The following is a 17657-nucleotide window of genomic DNA, read 5'->3' on the forward strand; positions in this document are numbered from 1 at the left end:
CTGGCCAGGTGGGGCGTTGTGCCTGTTGGAGAACTTTTATGTTTCCTGCGATGTTGAACGTCGGCCTAGGCTTGCGTCGCGGCCTGTTGCCGGAACTGCTGGCCATGGAGGCGGGTGCAGTGGACTTTCTGGAGTGTGCGCCGGAAAACTGGATTGCCGTGGGCGGCGCCTATGGCAAGGGCTTGGCCCAGTTGGCGGAGCGCTTTGCTGTCACCTGTCATGGGTTGTCTTTATCGCTGGGTGGCAGTGCGCCGCTGGACCGCCATTTCCTCGAGCAGACCCGGCAGTTTCTCGACCGATACCAGGTGCGACTGTACAGCGAGCACCTGAGCTACTGCAGTGATGACGGGCACCTGTACGACCTGATGCCCATCCCGTTCACCGATGAAGCCGTACGCCATGTGGCCGCGCGCATACGCCAGGCTCAGGAGCAGCTGGAGCGGCGCATTGCCGTGGAGAACATCAGCTACTATGCCGCGCCGTATCAGGCGATGAGCGAGCTCGACTTCATCCAGGCGGTGCTCGAAGAAGCGGATTGTGACCTGCTGCTGGACGTCAACAATGTCTATGTCAACGCCTGCAACCATGGCTACGACGCCCAGCAATTCCTTGCAGGCTTGCCCCAGGCGCGGGTGACCGGGATGCACGTTGCCGGGCATTACGATGAAGCGCCGGACCTCAAAGTGGATACCCACGGGGCAGCCGTGAAGGAGGATGTCTGGGCGCTGTACGCCAGCGCTTGTGCGCGCTTTGGCGTACAGCCGACGGTGCTTGAACGTGATTTCAACTACCCGCCCTTGGCCGAGCTGTTGGCCGAGACGGCGCGTATGCGTGCTGTGCAATGCGCTGCCGGAGGGCAAGCAGATGAATGAGACCCTGCGTGCGCAGCAGTATGCCTTGGCCCGTCACCTGCGCGACCCACAGCGCCATGCCCCGCCGCCCGGCGTCGAGGCCCGGCGCCTGAAGGTTTACCGTGAGTTGTTCTATGGTGCCATCGAAGGCTTGCTGGCTGGCAGCTTCCCGGTGATGCGCCAGGCGTTGGGCGAGCAGCGCTGGCATGCCCGAGTACGTGATTTCTACGCCAGTTACCGTTGCCAGACGCCGTTGTTTACCGAAATTGCCGAGACGTTCGTCGACTACTTGCAACATGTGGCGCTGGACACCCCTTGGCAGCTGGAGCTGGCGCACTATGAGTGGGTCGAGGCGCAACTGTACCTGAGCGATGCCGAGGACCCGGCGCATGACCCGGGTGGTGACCTGCTGGCTGGAGAGCCGTTGTTGTCTTGTGTGGCGCGGGTCCTGGCCTATCGTTGGCCGGTGGAACGCATTGGCGTGGACTACCAGCCAACGGCTGCCCCAGCATCGCCGAGCTTGCTGCTGGTTTATCGCGATGCCCGGTTGCAGGTGCGCTTTGCCCGGTTGGCACCTATGGCGTATCGGTTGCTGGTGGAGCAAGGAACTGGAAGAGAGCGGCTGCAGGCATTGGGCGGAGATATGCAGCAAGGGTTGGCATTGTTGGAAGCATTGCGCGAGCAGGGTGTCATTGTCGGAACAGTTTGAAGGCATTGGGGGGCTGCGCAGCAGCCCCCGATCCTCATCTGCCGAACCGCATGCCCAGCCAATGATCGAGGCTAAGGCGCCCGGCGCCCTTGAGCAGCAGTGGCAGCAACGCCACCAGGTAGATCAGCGGCAACTTGTAATTGCCGAAGCCCTGGTCGGTAATGGCATAGCCTTGGGCCAGCTCCGCCAGGCCCGACCAGTGCGCCGGCCAGTGCACTGCCGCTATCGCTACAACGGTCACCACCATCAAACCCAATGATGCCAGCCGGGTACCCAGGCCCAGCAACAGCAGCAACGGCAGTACCAACTCGGCCCACATCGACAGCTGCCAGTTCAGCTCCGCGGGCAGCAGGTTGAAGGGGAACGGGAAGCTGGTCTGCAGGTCGGCGAACCAGTTGCTGCCGTTGAATTTCTCCAGGCCGGATTCGTAAAACTCCCAGGCCAGAAATACCCGTAATGGCACGTCGGCGCTCCAGCTGCCGAGGCGGTCAACGGTGGTCAGGGTACGGGTCAAGGTCGTCATTTGCGGTGCTCTCTTCAGGCAAGGGCGCGGGTGCTGCGGCGTTGTTTACGGGCCACTTTGGCGGTTAGCTTGACGGCGATGGCGCTGAACATCAGGGCGAACGCCAGCGGGTACCAGCCCCCCATGGGAATGCGCTTGTAGAACGACAGGCAGAACACGGCAGCCAGCACCCACATGCCGCTGCTGTGCAGCGCTTGCCAGGCACGGCCGCCCAATAGCCGCATGGGGGCCTTGAACGAGGTGGCGGTGAGCAGCAGCAAGAACAGGTAGCCGACCGTGCCGGGCAGGCTGGAAGTGAGCGTGCGGCCGGCCCAGAACAGCTCGGGGAATTGCTGGGCGTAGCGATAGATCAGCACGCCATGCACGGTGTGGGAGAACGCGAATGCCAACCCCAGGTAGCGTCGCTCCTGGAGGATGCGGCGGCTTGCTGTGCCAGGCAGCAAGGTCACCAGCGACGAGGCCAGGAACGCCAGCAGGAACAGTGCGAACGAGCTGCGTGCGGTGGCACGGATGGCACTGCGCAAGCCGTCCGGGTCAGGTTGGCTGGCCAGGACTACGGCGGTCATCGCCAAGGTCAGGCCGGCGAGGGCGGCGAACAGCGTCCAGCCGGTGGGCAAGGTGAAGGCTTTCATCAGGGACTCCCGGGGTGTGGTTGTGTGACCGGGAGTGTCTCGAGGCGGGGTATCTGCAGTGTGTCAGGGGGATGCAGTTGTGTATCTGTTTGTAGAGGCGACCTCGCTTTTTACAGGAACGGCCCGATCGAGACACAAGGCCGTTCCTGCCAACGATCGCAGAAGCCGTTCAGGTGAGTTCGATCTGCGCGCACAATCCGCCCTGTTCGCGGTTGCTCAGGGTCAGCCGGCCCCCCATGGCCCGGATCAGCTGGTGGGCAATGGCCAGGCCCAAGCCGGTGCCACCCGTGCTGCGATTGCGTGAACCTTCCACCCGGTAGAACGGCTTGAGCACTTCATCCAGCTCGTCAACGGGTATCCCGGGCCCGTTGTCGAGCACGCGGATGATGGTGGTACTGCCCTCGCGAGACACTTGCAGCTCGGCAGCACCTGCAAACTTCAGGGCGTTGTCGACCAGGTTCACCAGTACCCGGCGCAGCGCATGCGGGCGGGTTTCCAGCAGGGTATCGCTGCTGCCGTGGCGTTCGACCTGGGCGCCGCTGTCCTGGTAGTCGAATACCAGGCTGTCGAGAAAGGCATCAAGGTTGACCCGGCAGGTCGCTTCGGTGCTGCTGTCCATGCTGCGGGCATACGCCACGCCTTCGCGCACCAGGTGTTCCATTTCATCCAGGTCGCTCCCGAACTTGTCCCTTTCGACCCCCTCATCCATCACTTCGACCCGCAACTTCATGCGAGTGATCGGGGTTTGCAGGTCGTGGGAAATGGCCGCCAGCAACTGCATGCGTTCCTTGAGGTGGGCAGCAATGCGCGCCTGCAGGGCGTTGAAGGCCACGGCAGCGTAACGCACCTCGCGTGGCCCGCTTTCATCCAGTTGCACGCCGGGCTGGTCCGGGTCGAGGTTGTCCACTGCCTGGGCCAGACGGGTTAGCGGGCCGATGGCCAGGCGTACCGCCAGCCAGGTACACAGCAACAGCACAGCCAGCTGAATCAGCAGTACCACGGGCAACCAACGGGCTACCGGGACCGGTGCTGGCGTCACGTCGATGGTAAGTGGCGCGCCGTCGGCCAGCTTCAGGTGCGCCTGGAAGTGCGCATTGGGCCCCGGGATTTCCAGGAAGGTCAGGCGGTAGTCGCTGCCAATGGCCTTGACGATCGACGCGGCGGCCATCGGTGGGTCACTGCTGGGCATCGCTTCGCCTGCCAGGCCCTGGTCGAGGCGATAGCGGTAGGTGCGCCGTTCCAGGCGTGGCAGCCAGGCGGCACGCTCGGCTGCGGGCAGGCGGTCAAGGATGGCAACCGAAGTCGCCACGTCCTGTTCGAGGTTACTGAGCATCATCGAGCGGCTGCTGATATAGCGCTCGTAGGCCTGCAGGCCGAACGACAGACCATAAGCCAATACCAGGCCGGTGAAGAAGATCAGCGCCAGACGCGAGGCCAGGGTGCGCGGCCATTTCATGAGGGGGTCTCGAGCAATTGCACCGGCAGCGAAAACACGTAGCCCTCGCTGCGCACGGTCTTGATGCAGCTGGGCTCGCGGGCATCGTCACCCAGGCGCTGGCGCAGGCGGCTGACCAGCAAGTCGATGGAGCGGTCGAAGATGTCGGCTTCGCGGCCCTGGGTCAGGTTAAGCAGCTGTTCGCGGCTGAGCACCCGCTGCGGGTGGTCGAGGAACACCCGCAGCAGGCGGTATTCGGCGCCGCTCAGGGCCACCAGGGTTCCTTCGCTGTCGAGCAGGTGGCGCGCGGTGGTGTCCAGGCGCCATTGACCGAAACCCAGCAGGCGGCTGCTTTCACTGATGGTCAGGTTGGGGGGCAGCATGCGTGTGCGGCGCAGCACGGCGTTGATGCGGGCGAGCAGTTCGCGGGCCGAGAACGGTTTGGTCAGGTAATCGTCGGCGCCCATTTCCAGGCCGATGATGCGGTCGGTTTCGTCATTGCGGGCGGTCAGCATCAGCACCGGCGTATTGCGGTGCTTGCCGGCGCGCAGCTCGCGGCACAACAGCAGGCCGTCGTCGCCAGGCATCATGATGTCGAGCACGATCAGGTCGACGCTGTTGGCTTCGAGAAAGGCGCGCATCTGCCGGCCGTCGGCAACGATGCTGGTGCGCAGGCCGTTCTTCTTCAGGTAATTGCCGACCAGTTCGCGGATCTCGCGGTCGTCGTCGACGATCAGGATGTGATCGACGTGTTCCATGCGCTGGGTTCCTGTGCAAAGTGGGTTGGGCGCAGTGTACCGAGCGCGTTCGCCCTTGCCTGCGGGAGTTTGTATTGCAGTGTATCTGGCACGGGTAGGGATACAGCAGGAGGCACATCACAACGTTGGGCGACACATGCGGGATACCTGGCTGACGTGAAATGGCTCTCGACCGGGGAGCAACACTCCCCACCCCTAAGTGTTACCCAGGAGAGAAGCCATGAACGTCAAGACTATCGCCAGCGCCAGCCTGTTCGCCGTGCTCAGCTTCGGCGCCATCGCTGCCCAGGCCGCCACTGCCCCGATGCAGGATGGTGGGGTCATGCAGTACCGCTACGATGAGCCTCTGGATGTGAAGAGAGTGCTGTCGGTGCAGGATGATCAGCGCAATGCCTGTGGCCTGGTGAATACCCGAATGGACTACCTTGACTCCCATGGCCAGCGGCAAAGCGTGCAGTACCTCACCTATGCCACGGACGGTTGCCATGAAAACTGATCGGCGCCGGATGCTCAAGGCAGGTGGTTTTGCGCTGGCGCTGACGGGGCTTGGATTGGCGGGGCACCTGAAGGCACGCGACAGCTACGGCGCCATGCCATCGCTGGCGGGCGCCAGCCAGTGGTTGAATTCGCCGCCCCTGGATGCCCCGGGGCTCAAGGGCAAGGTGGTGCTGGTGGACTTCTGGACCTGGGACTGCATCAACTGCCGGCGCAGCCTGCCGCATGTGAATGATTGGGCGCGGCGCTATGCCGATCAAGGGCTGGTGGTGGTGGGGGTGCACACGCCCGAGTTCGACTACGAGCATGATGTGGCGACTTTGCAGGACAAGGTAGCCCGGTTGGGTATCGGGTATCCGGTGGCGGTAGATAATGACTACAAGGTGTGGAATGCCTGGGGCAACCAGTTCTGGCCGGCGCATTACTTTGTCGACCGCAAGGGGCAGGTACGCCATGTGCACTTTGGCGAGGGGGATTATGGTGGGCAGGAACAGGTGATACAGGCTTTGCTGGATGAAAAAGGGTGATTCTCCTGTACCGGCCTCTTCGCGGGCATGCCCCACAGGGAGAGTGCAATCAGTAACGTTTGCGCAGTACCTGTGGGAGCGGGCGTGCCCGCGAAGAAGCCAACACTTTTCTATCAGGTGAAACTGGCAAAGTGCGCCTGCATCCGCGCCGCATCCGCCTGCCGCCCGCTGAACAGCTCGAATGCCTTCACCGCCTGGAACACCGCCATGTTGCTGCCATCCAGCGTGCGGCAGCCCAGTGCCCGGGCCGCGCGCAGCAGTTCGGTCTCCAGCGGGAAGTAGATGATCTCTGCCACCCACAGGCGGGGATGCAGCAACTCCACCGGCAGTGGCGTGCCCGGTAGCTTGGCCATGCCCACCGGCGTGGTGTTGACCAGCCCGTCCGCTTCGGCCAAGGCTGTGGCCAGGTCGGTGCCAAGCACGGCGCGCTCCGCGCCGAAATGGGTGTTCAGGTTGTCCACCAACGCCTGCGCACGGGTCGCATCCACTTCGAACAGCACCAGCCGTTCTACCCCTTCACCCAGCAGGGCATGGGCCACGGCCGAGCCAGCGCCACCGGCACCCATCTGCACCACCTGGCGCCGTGCAACGTCGGGCAGGCCACGGCGCAAGCCTTCGGCAAAGCCCAGGCAATCGGTGTTGTGGCCGACGCGCTTGCCGTCCTTGAGCACCACGGTGTTTACCGCGCCGATACCACGAGCCTCGTCGGACAGCTCGTCGAGCAACGGCAGGATTGCCTGCTTGAACGGGTAGGTAATGTTCAGCCCGGTGAAACCGGTATGTTGCGCGGCTTCGAGCAGGCCAGGCAGGGCGCTGTCGTCCAGTTGCAGCTGGTCGGCGTCGATCAGCCGGTACAGGTAGCGCAGGGCCTGGGCGTCGCCTTCGTGTTCGTGCAGGGCCGGGGTACGTGACAGTTGGATGCCGCGGCCGATCAGGCCGGCAAGGATGGCTTGCTGGCTCATGCCGCACGCTCCTGCAACAGCTCGGCGAAGTGGCTCAGCGCCATGCGGTAGCCGTGGCTGCCCAGGCCGCAAATGACACCGACGGCGATGGACGATACGAACGACAAGTGACGGAACGGCTCGCGTTTGTGCACGTTGGACAGGTGCACCTCGATTACCGGCAGTTCGCTGGCCACCAGGGCATCGCGGATGGCGACCGAGGTGTGCGTCCAGGCGCCAGGGTTGATCACGATGCCCGCGCAGCGGCCACGGGCGGCGTGGATCCAGTCGATCAGTTCGCCTTCGTGGTTGGTCTGGCGGAATTCGATTTCCAGGCCGTGGGCCTGGGCAGTATCGGCGCATCCCTGAGCCAGGTCAGCGAGGGTTTCGTGGCCGTACTGGGCAGGCTCGCGGGTGCCCAGCATGTTCAGGTTGGGGCCGTTGAGCACGAGAATAAGGGGCTTCATGACGGGCATCGCTTTGTTGTTGTTGAATGCCCGTAGTTTTGTACTGACTGGTTAGTTCCGTCAATTGGACAAGGTCGTCGCACCGGGAAAGTGGGCGATTATCGAACTTCTTCAAGGGGATTGGCGTGAAAGGCAGCAGGAAGACATTTGTGAATGTAGGGCTGCAAGGCAGCCCCAGAACGCTTAAACGGTCCTTCGGGCTCCAGCCCGCACACCGTCCACGCCTACGTCCTCATGTAAAGAAATCCGCGACGTTTCCGGCAACGCCAACCCGCCCACCAACGCCACCAGCGCAATCACCACCAGGTAGAACGCCGGTGCCAGGCTGCTGCCGGTCTGTCCGATGAGCCAGGTTGCCACCAGCGGTGCTGTGCCGCCAAACAGCGTGTAGGCCACGTTGTAGGTAATCGCCGAAGCGGTGTAGCGGGTACGGGTAGGGAAGCTTTCCGACAGCAATGCTGCGGTAACCACGCCGCTGCACAACGCCCCCACCGCGAGCAGGATCACCCCCAGCAGCGCACCCGACATCGAGCCAGAGCTGGCCAGCCAGTACGCCGGGAACACGCAAAGCATCACCCACAGGCAGGTAAAACCGATGGTCTTGCGCCGCCCCACCCGGTCCGAAAATGCCCCGGCCAGCGGGCAGCCCACGGCAGCGAACAGCAGGGCCACGGTGGTCACCAGCAGTGACTGCGCACGGGTCAGGTTGCCGACCAGTTGCAGGTAGGTGGCGAAGTAGGTGGTGAACATGTAGAACGACAACGCGGTCAGCGAAATGAACGCCCCCAGGTTGCGAATGACCCGGCCATGGTGGCGCAGGGTTTCCTTCAGCGGTGAATGCTCGTGCTCCTTGCCCTGGGCGACGGCTTCGCGGAACGCCGGGGTTTCTTCCATGCGCCAGCGCAGGTACAGGCCGACCAGTCCCAGCGGTGCGGCAATCAGGAACGGAATGCGCCAACCCCAGGCATTCATCGCCTCGGTCGACAGGCTGGCTTCCAGGCCATAAGCGATCACTGCCGCACAGGCAAAGGCGGAAAAGGTCGACACAGGCACGAAGCTGCCATAAAAGGCACGCTTGTCGTCAGGCGCGTGCTCCATCAGGTAGGCGCAGGCCCCGGCATATTCGCCGCCGGCAGAAAAACCCTGCAGGCAGCGGGCCAGGGTCAGCAGCGCCGGGGCTGCCAGGCCGATACTGGCGTAGGTCGGCAGCAGGCCGATCAACGTGGTGGAGCCGGCCATCAGCAAGATGGTCAGCGACAGGATGCGCTTGCGTCCCAGGCGGTCGCCCAAGGCGCCGAAGACGATGCCGCCCAAAGGGCGCAGCGCAAAGGCCACGGCGAATACCGCGAAGGTTTTGAGCAAGGCCACGCTGGCGTCTTCGCTGGCGAAGAACTGGCTGGCGATCAGCGTGGCGAGAAAGCCGTACACGCGAAGTCGAACCATTCGACGAAATTGCCGATGGCCGAAGCGGCAATTACCCTGCGCAGGGTGGCGGGGGATACCTCATGATGTGCGGACATGCGGGTGCTCTCCGGTTTCCTTTGGCAGCCATGTTGAAAGTGGCGCAGTCGGGCCGCGCCATCGTTATTGTGCTTGCCAGTAGATAGCCGAGCGCTGCAAGGCGCTTTGTCGAGGGCGACCTCGGTATACCTGATTCGACCGGTGCAGCAGGTTACAGCCGGAGTGCCCCCAATGGCCTGTCAGGCCGCACGCTCAAGCACATCCAGCAAATCGATGAACTCCAGGGCAAGTTTATGCCGCGGCGCCAAATGCACCAATGGCACCGAGGCATGGTGCGATTCACGCATCTTGATCGAACTGCTCAGGTACACCGGCAGCACCGGCATGCCTTCGTTGCGCAGCTGCTCAACCAGGGTCTGGTGCAGCGCGGTGCGGCCGGCGAACTGATTGACCACCACACCTTCCACCTGCAGCGCGGGGTTGTGGTCCTGGCGCAGTTCTTCGACCTCGGCCATGACACTGTGCAGGGCCTGGCGCGAGAAACTGTCGCAGTCGAACGGAATCAACAGACGCTCGGCCGCCACCAGCGCGCTGAAGGTGTAGAAATTCAGCGCGGGTGGGGTGTCGATGTAGATCCGCTCATAGTCCTCCTCCAGTGCCACCAGCAACTTGCGCAGCTTGTTGATCTTGAACTTGCTCTCCAGCTTGCTTTGCAGGTCGCTGAGGTCTGGGCTGGCGGTGACCAGGTGCAGGTTGTTGTAGCGGGTTTCGGTGATTGCCACGCGGTGCTTCTTGCCGGCGGCGGTAACTGGCGACAAGGTCTGGCGGAAGAAGTCGGCGATGCCGGGTGGAATGGTGTCGTTGACCAGCCCGGTGAGGTAGAAGGTGGCATTGGCCTGCGGGTCGAGGTCGACCAGCAAGGTTCGGTAGCCCTCGGCGGCGCTGGCAGCGGCGAGGTTGCAGGTGATGCTGGATTTGCCGACGCCACCTTTCTGATTGAAAACCACACGACGCATGAGACGCTCATCCATGAAGTAAAAATGTCAGGTCGGGGTCAATCCTATGACTGAAACGCTGCAGTTTTATGACAGGAATTGTTACAAGCCACCGAATCATCGTAGCCTGTACCGGCATTTTCACGGGCAAGCCCGCCCAATGGGGACAACACAAGACGTTCAGGCAAAAGCGACCCGGTTGCGCCCCTCTTGCTTGGCCCGGTAAAGCGCCCGGTCAGCCTCGCCCAGTGCGTTCATGGGCTCACCGTGAGTCTCGCCATCCCAGTGCGTCACTCCCAGCGAAATCGTCACGGCGCCCACCGATTCCACTGGCATCTCCTGTACGGTCACACGCAACCGTTCGGCCACCGCGGCCGCCACGTTCAGGGTGGCCCCAGGCAGCAAAATCAGGAACTCCTCGCCACCGGTGCGACACAACAGGTCGCCCTCGCGGCAACAACGGCGCATGAGCTCCGCCAGCTGGCGCAGCACCTGGTCGCCCACGTCGTGTCCATGGCTGTCATTTATCCGCTTGAAGTGGTCGATATCCAGCGCAATGGCTGCAAACTCCCGGTTTTCAGCCTCCAGTAACGACAGGCTGATTTCCAGGCTGCGGCGGTTGCCCAGGCCGGTCAGCGGATCGGTCTGGGCGTCCCGATTGAGCCGGCCGATACGCTCTTGCAGCAAGTTCAGGCTGAACAGCAACGCGCGCTTGAGCTCGGCCGCCTCGAAGTACCAGGCCCGCACCTGATGCAAATGCTCGGCGGTACCGGCGCGGTCCATCGTGCGGGCACCGGCGGCGAGTTTCCACAGCGGGCGGGCGATGGTACGGGCCAGCCACCACAGCAGCAGGCTGCCAACCAGCGCCAAGGGCGCCGAACTGGCGATCACGTTCAGCACCAGGTGGTGCAACGGCGCCACCGTCTGCACCAAGGGCTGCTGCGCTACCACGCCCCAGCCGGCGCTGGGCACAGTGGCGAAGCCAGCGAGCATTTCCACGCCCAGGCTATTGGTCAGCTGCCGGGTACCACTGTCCAGTTTCGCCATCTGGTCGATCAGCGCATTGCCCTCCACCACCGTGCCTACCCGCTCGCTATGGGGGTGGTACAGCAGGCGTCGGTTGCGGTCGACCACATACAGGTACGAACCGTCCTTGTAGAAATGCTCGCCCAGCAGGCTGTTGAGGATGTTGCGTTCACGCAGGTACAGGCTGCCACCGACATACCCCAGGTAGCGGCCGTTGCGATCGAAAATGGGTTGCGACAGCGCGACCACCAGGTTGTCGGCCGCCGACAGGTAGGGCGTGGAAACCAGTGGACGGCGTTCGTGCAGGGCTTCGAGGGCGCCGGGTGACTGCACGTGGGTGCCGACCAGGTGGCGTAGCGGGGCGGGGGATACTGCCAGCAGTACACCGTTGGCATCGATCACGAAGGTGGAGTTGAAGGCCATGCTCTGGCCCAGTACGCGGTCGCTTTCCACCTGCAGCGCAGCGGCATCGCTCAACTGCCGGCTTTGTACGCTGGCGCTGAACATCAGTTGCTGCAAGGCATTGCCTATGAAGGTTTCGGTGATGCTGGCCAGCTTTGTCGCATACACCCGGTTGGCTTCCAGGGCATTGTCGATCAATAGCTGGCGCTGCACCCGGTAGCTGGCGAAATAGCTGGCGCACAGCATGACCACTGCGGTGAGGGCGCAGAGCACCAGAATGAGTGTACGTAGATCCAGGCGCAATCCATGCTTGGTGTGTGTCAATCCTGACCTCGGGTGATCGTAAAGGGCGGCTGAACGGAAGTTACCTTGGCCAGCAGCGCTCAAGAGCCTGCATTGTCCAGCGCCTCAAGTTCGTCTTCCACCCGTTGCATGCGCTGCTCGACCAAGGCCTGCACGTTCACATCGCGGGCGGTTTCGCGCATCAGGGCGGTGAGTTTTTCGCTCAAGCGTTTGCCGGCTTCGGTGTCTTCCAGGGCGCGAGCTTTGGCTGGGTCCTGGGTGGCGGCGACGATGGTGGCGAATTCGGCGTCGCTGAAGTTCTTTTCGCTGTACAGGCGGAACAGGTCCCGGCGCTGGTCCTCGACGGTGAGGTGCTTGCGCAGTACGTCCTGGATGGTCGCTTGCGACAACTGCGGATGACTGCGGCCCAGCAGCGCGGACATGCGCTCGATGTTGTGCGTGTAGGCGTCCTGCAGCGGCAGCTGGCTGAGGATCTGATCTTCACGGGAGGGTTTCTGGTCGCAGGCGGTGAGTGCAGCAGCCAGCAACAGGGGTAACAGCAACTTCGGGAGGCGAGGCATGGTGTGGCCTGGTCGGGCAGTGAAGACTGCTGATTATACCGATGTCCGCCTTGCCGCGACGAGCCCCGTGATTTGCCTTGAGCGGCACGCTGCGGTAGAACCCTACGCTCCCAACCACACTGGCAACAGCCCGATGCCGAACTGGACCCTGCAACCTGTGGCGCGTGACGCCATTGCCGAAGTGCTGGCGTTTGTCGACAGCGCTCGCCGCGCGCTTTTTCCGATGCTCGCCAACGCACCCTTGCCGCGTGACCTGGCGCATTTCGCCGACACTTACCTGGACGGCGCCGGCTGCTTTCTGGAAGCCCGTGAGGGTGGGCGGCTGGTTGCGGTGATCGGTTACTTGCCCTATGACCATCGCTTTGCCCAGCTTGATTACCGCGCAGAGCGGGTAGTCGAGGTGGTGCGGCTGTTCGTGTTGCCGGCCTACCGCAGGCATGGCCTGGCTGCTGCCTTGTTTGGTGCCTTGCGCGAACGGGCGATGCAAGCGGGCTTGGACTGCCTTTACTTGCATACTCATCCGTTTCTGCCAGGTGCCATTGCGTTCTGGGAGCGGCAAGGCTTCACGGTGGTGGATGTGGAGCAGGACCCGGTGTGGCAGACCACGCACATGCAGTTGCGATTACGCTGACCTGTGGGAACGTGCCTATTGGCGATGAAGATCGCGCCCTGGGTCACTGGGTCGAACGCACTGCGGTTGAGGAGGTTCCAGTTGCCATCCTCGGTAAAGCCCATGCTTCGCAACTGGGCGGAGCCGGCCAGGGTGTGAGCGGCCCGAATAGCCGCCTCACTGCCCGGCCTCGAGCTTTTGCAACTGTGCGGCAAAGCGGGCTTTGGCCCGCGCCGGCAAGCTGGCCGGCAATTCGGCTGCAGGCGCGTCACCGACCTGGATCACCATGACCATGCCCATGGCCACGTGTGGAATGCACTGGATACCGTATACGCCCGGCACGCTGAAGGTGTGCTCGAACGGCTGGTTCAGTTTGCTCTTGAACGGTTCGGCACCGGTGGGTAGCAGGCCCGCCAGGCTGGCGGCGTTATGCCCGCTGTGGCTCGGCAGGAAGCGCACGCTGTCGCCGGGGGCAATGCGCAAGTGGTCAGGCTCGTAGACCATGGCGCCGTCGCTGCCACGGTTGAGCATTTTCACTTCATGCACTTCGGCCAGTGCGGTCGGGGCAAGCAGGGTGCTGGCGAGCAGCAGGGCGACAGGGCGCAACAGCATGGGCAGGGCTACCAAGTTCAGGGGGCGCGAAAGCGCAGGATGCGCGCGCCGTCGAAAGGGTCGGTGAGGTAGTGGGCGTGAACGCCGAAGGTGTTCAGCAGGCGCTCTGGGGTAAGCACTTCGAAGGGTTTGCCGAGGGCGACCAGGCGGCCCTTGTCGAGAACCGCGACACGGTCGCAGGTCAGCGCCTGGTTGAGGTCATGCAGCGCTACCAGGGTGGTAACCGGCAGCGCCTGCACTTGTTGCAGCAGGCTCAGCTGATGCTGAATGTCCAGGTGGTTGGTCGGTTCGTCCAGCAGCAGCACCTGCGGCCGTTGGGCCAGCGCGCGGGCGATGTGCACACGCTGGCGCTCGCCACCGGACAGCGACCCCCACAGGCGCGTGCGCAGGTGCAGGGCGTCGAGGTCGGCCAGGGCTTGATCGACGATGGCGCAGTCCTGCCGGGAGAACGGTGCCAGGGCCGAGAGCCACGGCGTGCGGCCCAAGGCAACCGCGTCGAACACGCTGATCGCATCGAGTGTGTCGGCCTGTTGCTCGACCAGCGCCAGCGCCTGGGCAACACGGCGGCGGGGCATCTGTGCCAGTGGCTCACCCAGGAGCTGCACGCTGCCCCAGGCGGGGTTGCGCAGCCCTGCCAGCAACTTCAACAGCGAGGATTTACCCGAGCCGTTGGGGCCGACGATGCCCAGGGTTTCACCGGCGACAACGCGAAGGTCGATATCGCTGAGCACGGTATTTCCGGCCAGTTGCAGCCCCAGCCCATGGCAGGCCAGCGGAGGGATGCGAACAGCTGCCATGGCGGTCATGGGCGCCCCCGACGGCTGACCAGAATCAGCGCGAATACGGGGGCACCGATCAGCGCCGTAACCACGCCCACCGGGATCACCTGGCCGGTGATCAGCGTGCGCGAAAGAATGTCTGCCGCAATCAGGAACAGCGCACCGCCCAGTGCGCTGGCGGGCAACAGACGGCTGTGCCCGGGGCCGAGCAGAAGGCGCAGGGCATGGGGGATAACCAGCCCGACAAAACCGATGGCGCCGACAATGGACACCATCACAGCCGTCACCAACGCTGCGCAACTGATCAGCAGCAACTGGGTGCGCCGCACCGGGATGCCCAGCGAGGCGGCCGAATCGGCACCGAAGGTGAAGGCATCCAGCGCACGGCGATGCCACAGGCACACCAGCAAGCCGAAAACCGCCACCGGTACGGCCAGCCACACCGAAGGCCAGCGCACGCCGCTCAGGTTGCCCAGCAGCCAGAACAGGATGCCGCGCGCCTGTTCGGCGGTGGCCGACTTGGTGATCAGGAAGGCGGTCAGTGCATTGAACAGCTGCGAGCCGGCGATACCGGCAAGGATGACTGGTGCATTGTTGCTGCTCGGGCCGGCCGCGCGGGCCAGCACCAGCACCAGGGCGAATGCGGCCCCGGCACCGATGAAAGCCCCTGCGGACATGCTTAATGCCAGGCTACCCAGGCCCAACAGGCCGACGAGTACCGCGCCGGTCGAGGCGCCGGCAGACAGCCCCAGCAGGTAGGGCTCGGCCAGTGGGTTGCGCAACATCGCCTGCAGGATGACACCGCAGGTGGCCAGCCCAGCGCCGCAAGCGGCCGCGACCAGGGTGCGGGTCAGGCGGTAGTTCCAGACGATGCCGGCGTCGATCGGGTCCACCGGGTAGGCGGCTTGCCACAGGTGGTTGGCCAGCACCTGGCCGACCACGCTGGGCGACAGGTTGGTTTCGCCAATGGCGGTACCGGCCAGCAGGGCGACCAACAGGGCGGCCAGGGCAACTGCGATGCTGGGTAACAGGCGGATCATCACGGGGCTGCTTTACCGCTGGCGAAGGCCGTGGACAGCGTCTGCACGCCGCGGAACAGGCGAATGCCGGCCTGCATGGCGTCGGCGTCCAGGATAATGATGCGGTCGTGCTTTACCGCGTCCATGTTGCGGGTTACCGGGTCACTGCGCAGGAATTCGAGCTTTTTCTGGTAGTCGTCGGCGGGGAAACGGCGGCGGTCCATGCGCGCGATGATCAGCCAGGTCGGATTGGCCTTGGCCAGGGTTTCCCAGCCTACGCTTGGCCATTCTTCGCTGGACTCGACCACGTTGCGCACACCGAGGGTGCGCAGCATGAAGTCGGCGACACCCTGGCGGCCGGCCACATAGGGGTCGATGTCCAGGTCGGCGCTGGAGAACCAGAACAGCGCCGAAGTTGCCGACAGGTCCTTGCCGGCCAGTTGTGCCCTGGCGCTGTCGAGGCGCCCTTGCAACTCGGCGTTCAGTGCCGCGCCGCGGTCCTGAACGTCGAAGATCTCGGCCAGTTCGCTGACGCTCTTGTAGATGCTGTCTACCTGGAACGCTTGCAGGCGGGTGCCGTCTGCACCGACCAGGTTGTCCTTGCCCTCGCAGTCCGATGGCAGCACGTAGGTGGGGATCTTCAGCTCATCGAACTGCTCGCGGGTGGCGACCACGCCCTGGGCACCGACCATCCATTCGAACTGCGCCGCGACCAGCTGCGGGCGCTTGCCGACCACCGCCTCGAAGCTGGGGTCGTTGTCGGCCAGGCGCGGCACCTTGGCGTTCACCGCCTGGTATTCCGGCAATACGTTGTTGAACCACAGCGAGGTGCCCGCCAGCTTGTCACCCAGCCCCAGGGCATAGAGCAGCTCGGTACCGGCCTGGCCGATGGTGACGGCGCGCTGCGGCGCCTGGGCAAAAACCTGCGGCTTGCCGCAGTTGTCGACCGTCAGCGGATAGTGGGTGGCAGCGGCCTGGGCCAGGCCAGTGAGGCTTAGGCCCGCGAGCAGGGTGGCGAAACGGGGCAGCATGCTGGGCGATCTCCTATCGGACAGTTCTGGTGAGGAACGCACGGACAGGCATCGCCGAGCCCCAGCGGGTGGCTGGGGCAACACGGATGGCCAATCCCGGACACCCCGCCGGTTGGTGAATGTAGGCCGGCAGGTCTCCTGACTGGTGCGTCACGGCCCGGCTCCGGCCTTCCCGGGCGGCAGGCCCAGTGGCATCGATGGAGCAGGCTCGGCACCTACAGTTGCGGGGGCAGTTCCGATTGGCCTGTATTGGCAGGCCTGGGATTCCCTGTTAGTTCCGTGGTGGAAACCGGCGGCCCGCATGGTAGACCATCGCGCCGCCAGGTGAAAACGCTTTTCAGAAGTACTTCAGCCAACGGATGTCGCGGCGACGCTGCTTCAGGCGGGCGAACCCGCGCACCGGCAGGTACAGCGCAACCGCCAGCAGCACCGCGCCCAGCCACACCGCTGCAATACCGTCGAAACCGAAGTAGTCGCCATGGTTGAGCCCGAACAGCGCCACGCAGGCCAGGTACAGCAGCTTCAGCACATACAGGTGCAGCAGATAGAAGAACATCGGTGCCGCACCGAACACCGCCAGGGCAGTGATCCAGCGCGCCTGGCCGGCCCGTTCGAACGCGCGCAACAACAACAGGCCGCAGCCCAGGGTCAGGGTCAGGAACAGCAGCGACGGTGGGTATTTGGTGATGTTGAAGAAGCTCATCAGGGTTTGCATGAAGGTTGGGTAACCGCTCCACGGTGCCTCACCGTAACCGTTGAACATGCGCAGCAGGACAAAGCCAAGCAGCGCGAGCAAACCCGCCACCAGCAGGTGTTGCTGGCGTTGGCCGGCATCGCTGCCGCGGGCGAACCAGGGGCCAAGGCCGTAGCCCAGGGCGATGACGCCGATCCACGGCAGCACCGGGTAAGACGTGCGCAGGTGCAGGTTTTCGGAAAACGCCAGCCAGCCGCGATCATGCAGGATTGCCCACGGCACATGCAGGGCTGAATCCACGCCAAAGTGCAGGCCGTCGAGCAGGTTGTGGCCGGCGACGATGCTGGCGCCCAGGGCGAGCAGTGCGGCGCGCGGCAGCCACACCAGCAGCGACAGGGCGATCATGCTGACGCCGATGGCCCAGATCACTTGCAGGTAGATCACGCTGGGGGGCAACTGGAAGGTCCAGGCGAAGTTGACCAGGGTGAACTCCAGCACCACCAGGAACAGCCCCCGTTTGAACAGGAACGCCGAGACGTCGCCACGGCCCTGATGCTTCTCGCCATACAGCCAGGCCGACAGGCCGGTCAGCAGGACGAACACAGGCGCACACAGGTGGGCGAGGGTGCGGCTGAAGAAAAGCGCCGGTTCCGTGGTGTCGATGGCCATGGGGTCGCCGACCTGGCGGTGCAGGAGGAAAGTCTCGCGGACATGGTCCAGGAGCATGAACAGGATCACCAGGCCGCGCAGGGCATCGATGCTCTGCAGGCGCTGGGTGATCAGAGTGGGCGTGGCGATGGCGCTTGTCATGGGTGGACGCTAATAGT

19 protein-coding genes, 1 pseudogene and 1 riboswitch are annotated in these 17657 nt (G+C 64.0%); of the genes and pseudogenes, 5 read left to right on the plus strand and 15 right to left on the minus strand.

The genetic code is table 11. The features are described from left to right. The first annotated feature begins 38 nt into the window (after positions 1-38). Positions 39-872, plus strand: coding sequence for an HvfB family MNIO-type RiPP peptide maturase (locus tag V7787_RS05160; protein ID WP_064492430.1), 834 nt, complete (start codon positions 39-41; stop codon positions 870-872). Then, positions 865-1560, plus strand: a complete 696-nt coding sequence (locus tag V7787_RS05165) for an HvfC family RiPP maturation protein (RefSeq protein WP_064492431.1) — start codon at positions 865-867, stop codon at positions 1558-1560. The genes V7787_RS05160 and V7787_RS05165 overlap by 8 nt, the downstream gene beginning before the upstream one ends. 34 nt (positions 1561-1594) lie before the next feature. On the opposite strand, the gene V7787_RS05170 is transcribed toward V7787_RS05165, so the two are convergent. From V7787_RS05170 to V7787_RS05185, 4 genes are all read right to left on the minus strand, one after another. Beyond that, positions 1595-2083 carry an HvfX family Cu-binding RiPP maturation protein gene (locus V7787_RS05170; protein ID WP_064492432.1) on the minus strand — a complete coding sequence of 163 codons (489 nt, stop codon included), beginning with the start codon at positions 2081-2083 and terminating at the stop codon, positions 1595-1597. A gap of 14 nt (positions 2084-2097) precedes the next feature. After that, positions 2098-2715 carry a ferric reductase-like transmembrane domain-containing protein gene (locus V7787_RS05175; protein WP_020192806.1) on the minus strand — a complete coding sequence of 206 codons (618 nt, stop codon included), beginning with the start codon at positions 2713-2715 and terminating at the stop codon, positions 2098-2100. 169 nt (positions 2716-2884) lie between these two features. After that, entirely contained in the window at positions 2885-4171 is a 1287-nt protein-coding gene (locus V7787_RS05180) for a sensor histidine kinase (RefSeq protein ID WP_010953357.1), read from the minus strand. Further along, entirely contained in the window at positions 4168-4908 is a 741-nt protein-coding gene (locus tag V7787_RS05185) for a response regulator (RefSeq protein ID WP_014591607.1), read from the minus strand. Before V7787_RS05185 ends, V7787_RS05180 begins: the two co-directional genes overlap by 4 nt. A 220-nt stretch (positions 4909-5128) precedes the next feature. On the opposite strand from V7787_RS05185, the gene V7787_RS05190 reads away from it, so the two are divergent. Together V7787_RS05190 and V7787_RS05195 are read left to right on the plus strand one after the other, a co-directional pair. Further along, complete coding sequence (locus V7787_RS05190) at positions 5129-5404, plus strand: DUF2790 domain-containing protein (RefSeq protein WP_064492435.1); 276 nt, start codon at positions 5129-5131, stop codon at positions 5402-5404. Positions 5405-5414: 10 nt separating this feature from the next. Next, entirely contained in the window at positions 5415-5930 is a 516-nt protein-coding gene (locus V7787_RS05195; protein WP_064492436.1) for a thioredoxin family protein, read from the plus strand. A gap of 113 nt (positions 5931-6043) precedes the next feature. Here V7787_RS05195 and V7787_RS05200 read toward each other — a convergent pair whose 3' ends face one another. From V7787_RS05200 to V7787_RS05225, 6 genes and pseudogenes are all read right to left on the minus strand, one after another. Further along, positions 6044-6892 (minus strand): shikimate dehydrogenase, encoded by an 849-nt coding sequence (locus tag V7787_RS05200; RefSeq protein WP_010953360.1) that lies wholly within the window; start codon positions 6890-6892, stop codon positions 6044-6046. Next, positions 6889-7338, minus strand: coding sequence for a type II 3-dehydroquinate dehydratase (gene aroQ / locus V7787_RS05205; RefSeq protein ID WP_014591603.1), 450 nt, complete (start codon positions 7336-7338; stop codon positions 6889-6891). Before aroQ ends, V7787_RS05200 begins: the two co-directional genes overlap by 4 nt. Before the next feature lie 183 nt (positions 7339-7521). Next, positions 7522-8858, minus strand: a pseudogene (locus V7787_RS05210) (MFS transporter). A gap of 180 nt (positions 8859-9038) precedes the next feature. Continuing rightward, complete coding sequence (locus tag V7787_RS05215) at positions 9039-9815, minus strand: ParA family protein (RefSeq protein WP_064492438.1); 777 nt, start codon at positions 9813-9815, stop codon at positions 9039-9041. A 159-nt stretch (positions 9816-9974) separates the two neighbouring features. Beyond that, on the minus strand, positions 9975-11546 hold the full coding sequence (locus V7787_RS05220) for a sensor domain-containing diguanylate cyclase (protein WP_064492439.1): 1572 nt from the start codon (positions 11544-11546) through the stop codon (positions 9975-9977). Between the two features lie 59 nt (positions 11547-11605). Then, positions 11606-12085, minus strand: coding sequence for a hypothetical protein (locus V7787_RS05225; protein ID WP_064492440.1), 480 nt, complete (start codon positions 12083-12085; stop codon positions 11606-11608). Between the two features lie 133 nt (positions 12086-12218). Here V7787_RS05225 and V7787_RS05230 point away from each other — a divergent pair, with 133 nt between their 5' ends. Beyond that, complete coding sequence (locus V7787_RS05230; protein ID WP_003250486.1) at positions 12219-12716, plus strand: GNAT family N-acetyltransferase; 498 nt, start codon at positions 12219-12221, stop codon at positions 12714-12716. A 156-nt stretch (positions 12717-12872) separates the two neighbouring features. Here V7787_RS05230 and V7787_RS05235 read toward each other — a convergent pair whose 3' ends face one another. The 5 genes from V7787_RS05235 to V7787_RS05255 form a co-directional block, all read right to left on the minus strand. Beyond that, positions 12873-13307, minus strand: a complete 435-nt coding sequence (locus V7787_RS05235; protein ID WP_064492441.1) for a pseudoazurin — start codon at positions 13305-13307, stop codon at positions 12873-12875. A gap of 17 nt (positions 13308-13324) precedes the next feature. Further along, positions 13325-14113 (minus strand): ABC transporter ATP-binding protein, encoded by a 789-nt coding sequence (locus tag V7787_RS05240; RefSeq protein WP_064492442.1) that lies wholly within the window; start codon positions 14111-14113, stop codon positions 13325-13327. After that, on the minus strand, positions 14110-15126 hold the full coding sequence (locus tag V7787_RS05245) for a FecCD family ABC transporter permease (RefSeq protein WP_336086222.1): 1017 nt from the start codon (positions 15124-15126) through the stop codon (positions 14110-14112). The genes V7787_RS05240 and V7787_RS05245 overlap by 4 nt, the downstream gene beginning before the upstream one ends. Beyond that, entirely contained in the window at positions 15126-16136 is a 1011-nt protein-coding gene (locus tag V7787_RS05250; protein ID WP_064492444.1) for an ABC transporter substrate-binding protein, read from the minus strand. The genes V7787_RS05245 and V7787_RS05250 overlap by 1 nt, the downstream gene beginning before the upstream one ends. A gap of 111 nt (positions 16137-16247) precedes the next feature. After that, a riboswitch (cobalamin riboswitch) is annotated at positions 16248-16445 on the minus strand. Between the two features lie 28 nt (positions 16446-16473). Beyond that, positions 16474-17640, minus strand: a complete 1167-nt coding sequence (locus V7787_RS05255) for a DUF1624 domain-containing protein (RefSeq protein ID WP_064492445.1) — start codon at positions 17638-17640, stop codon at positions 16474-16476. Positions 17641-17657: the final 17 nt, after the last annotated feature.

This window comes from Pseudomonas sp. CGJS7 (assembly GCF_036961695.1).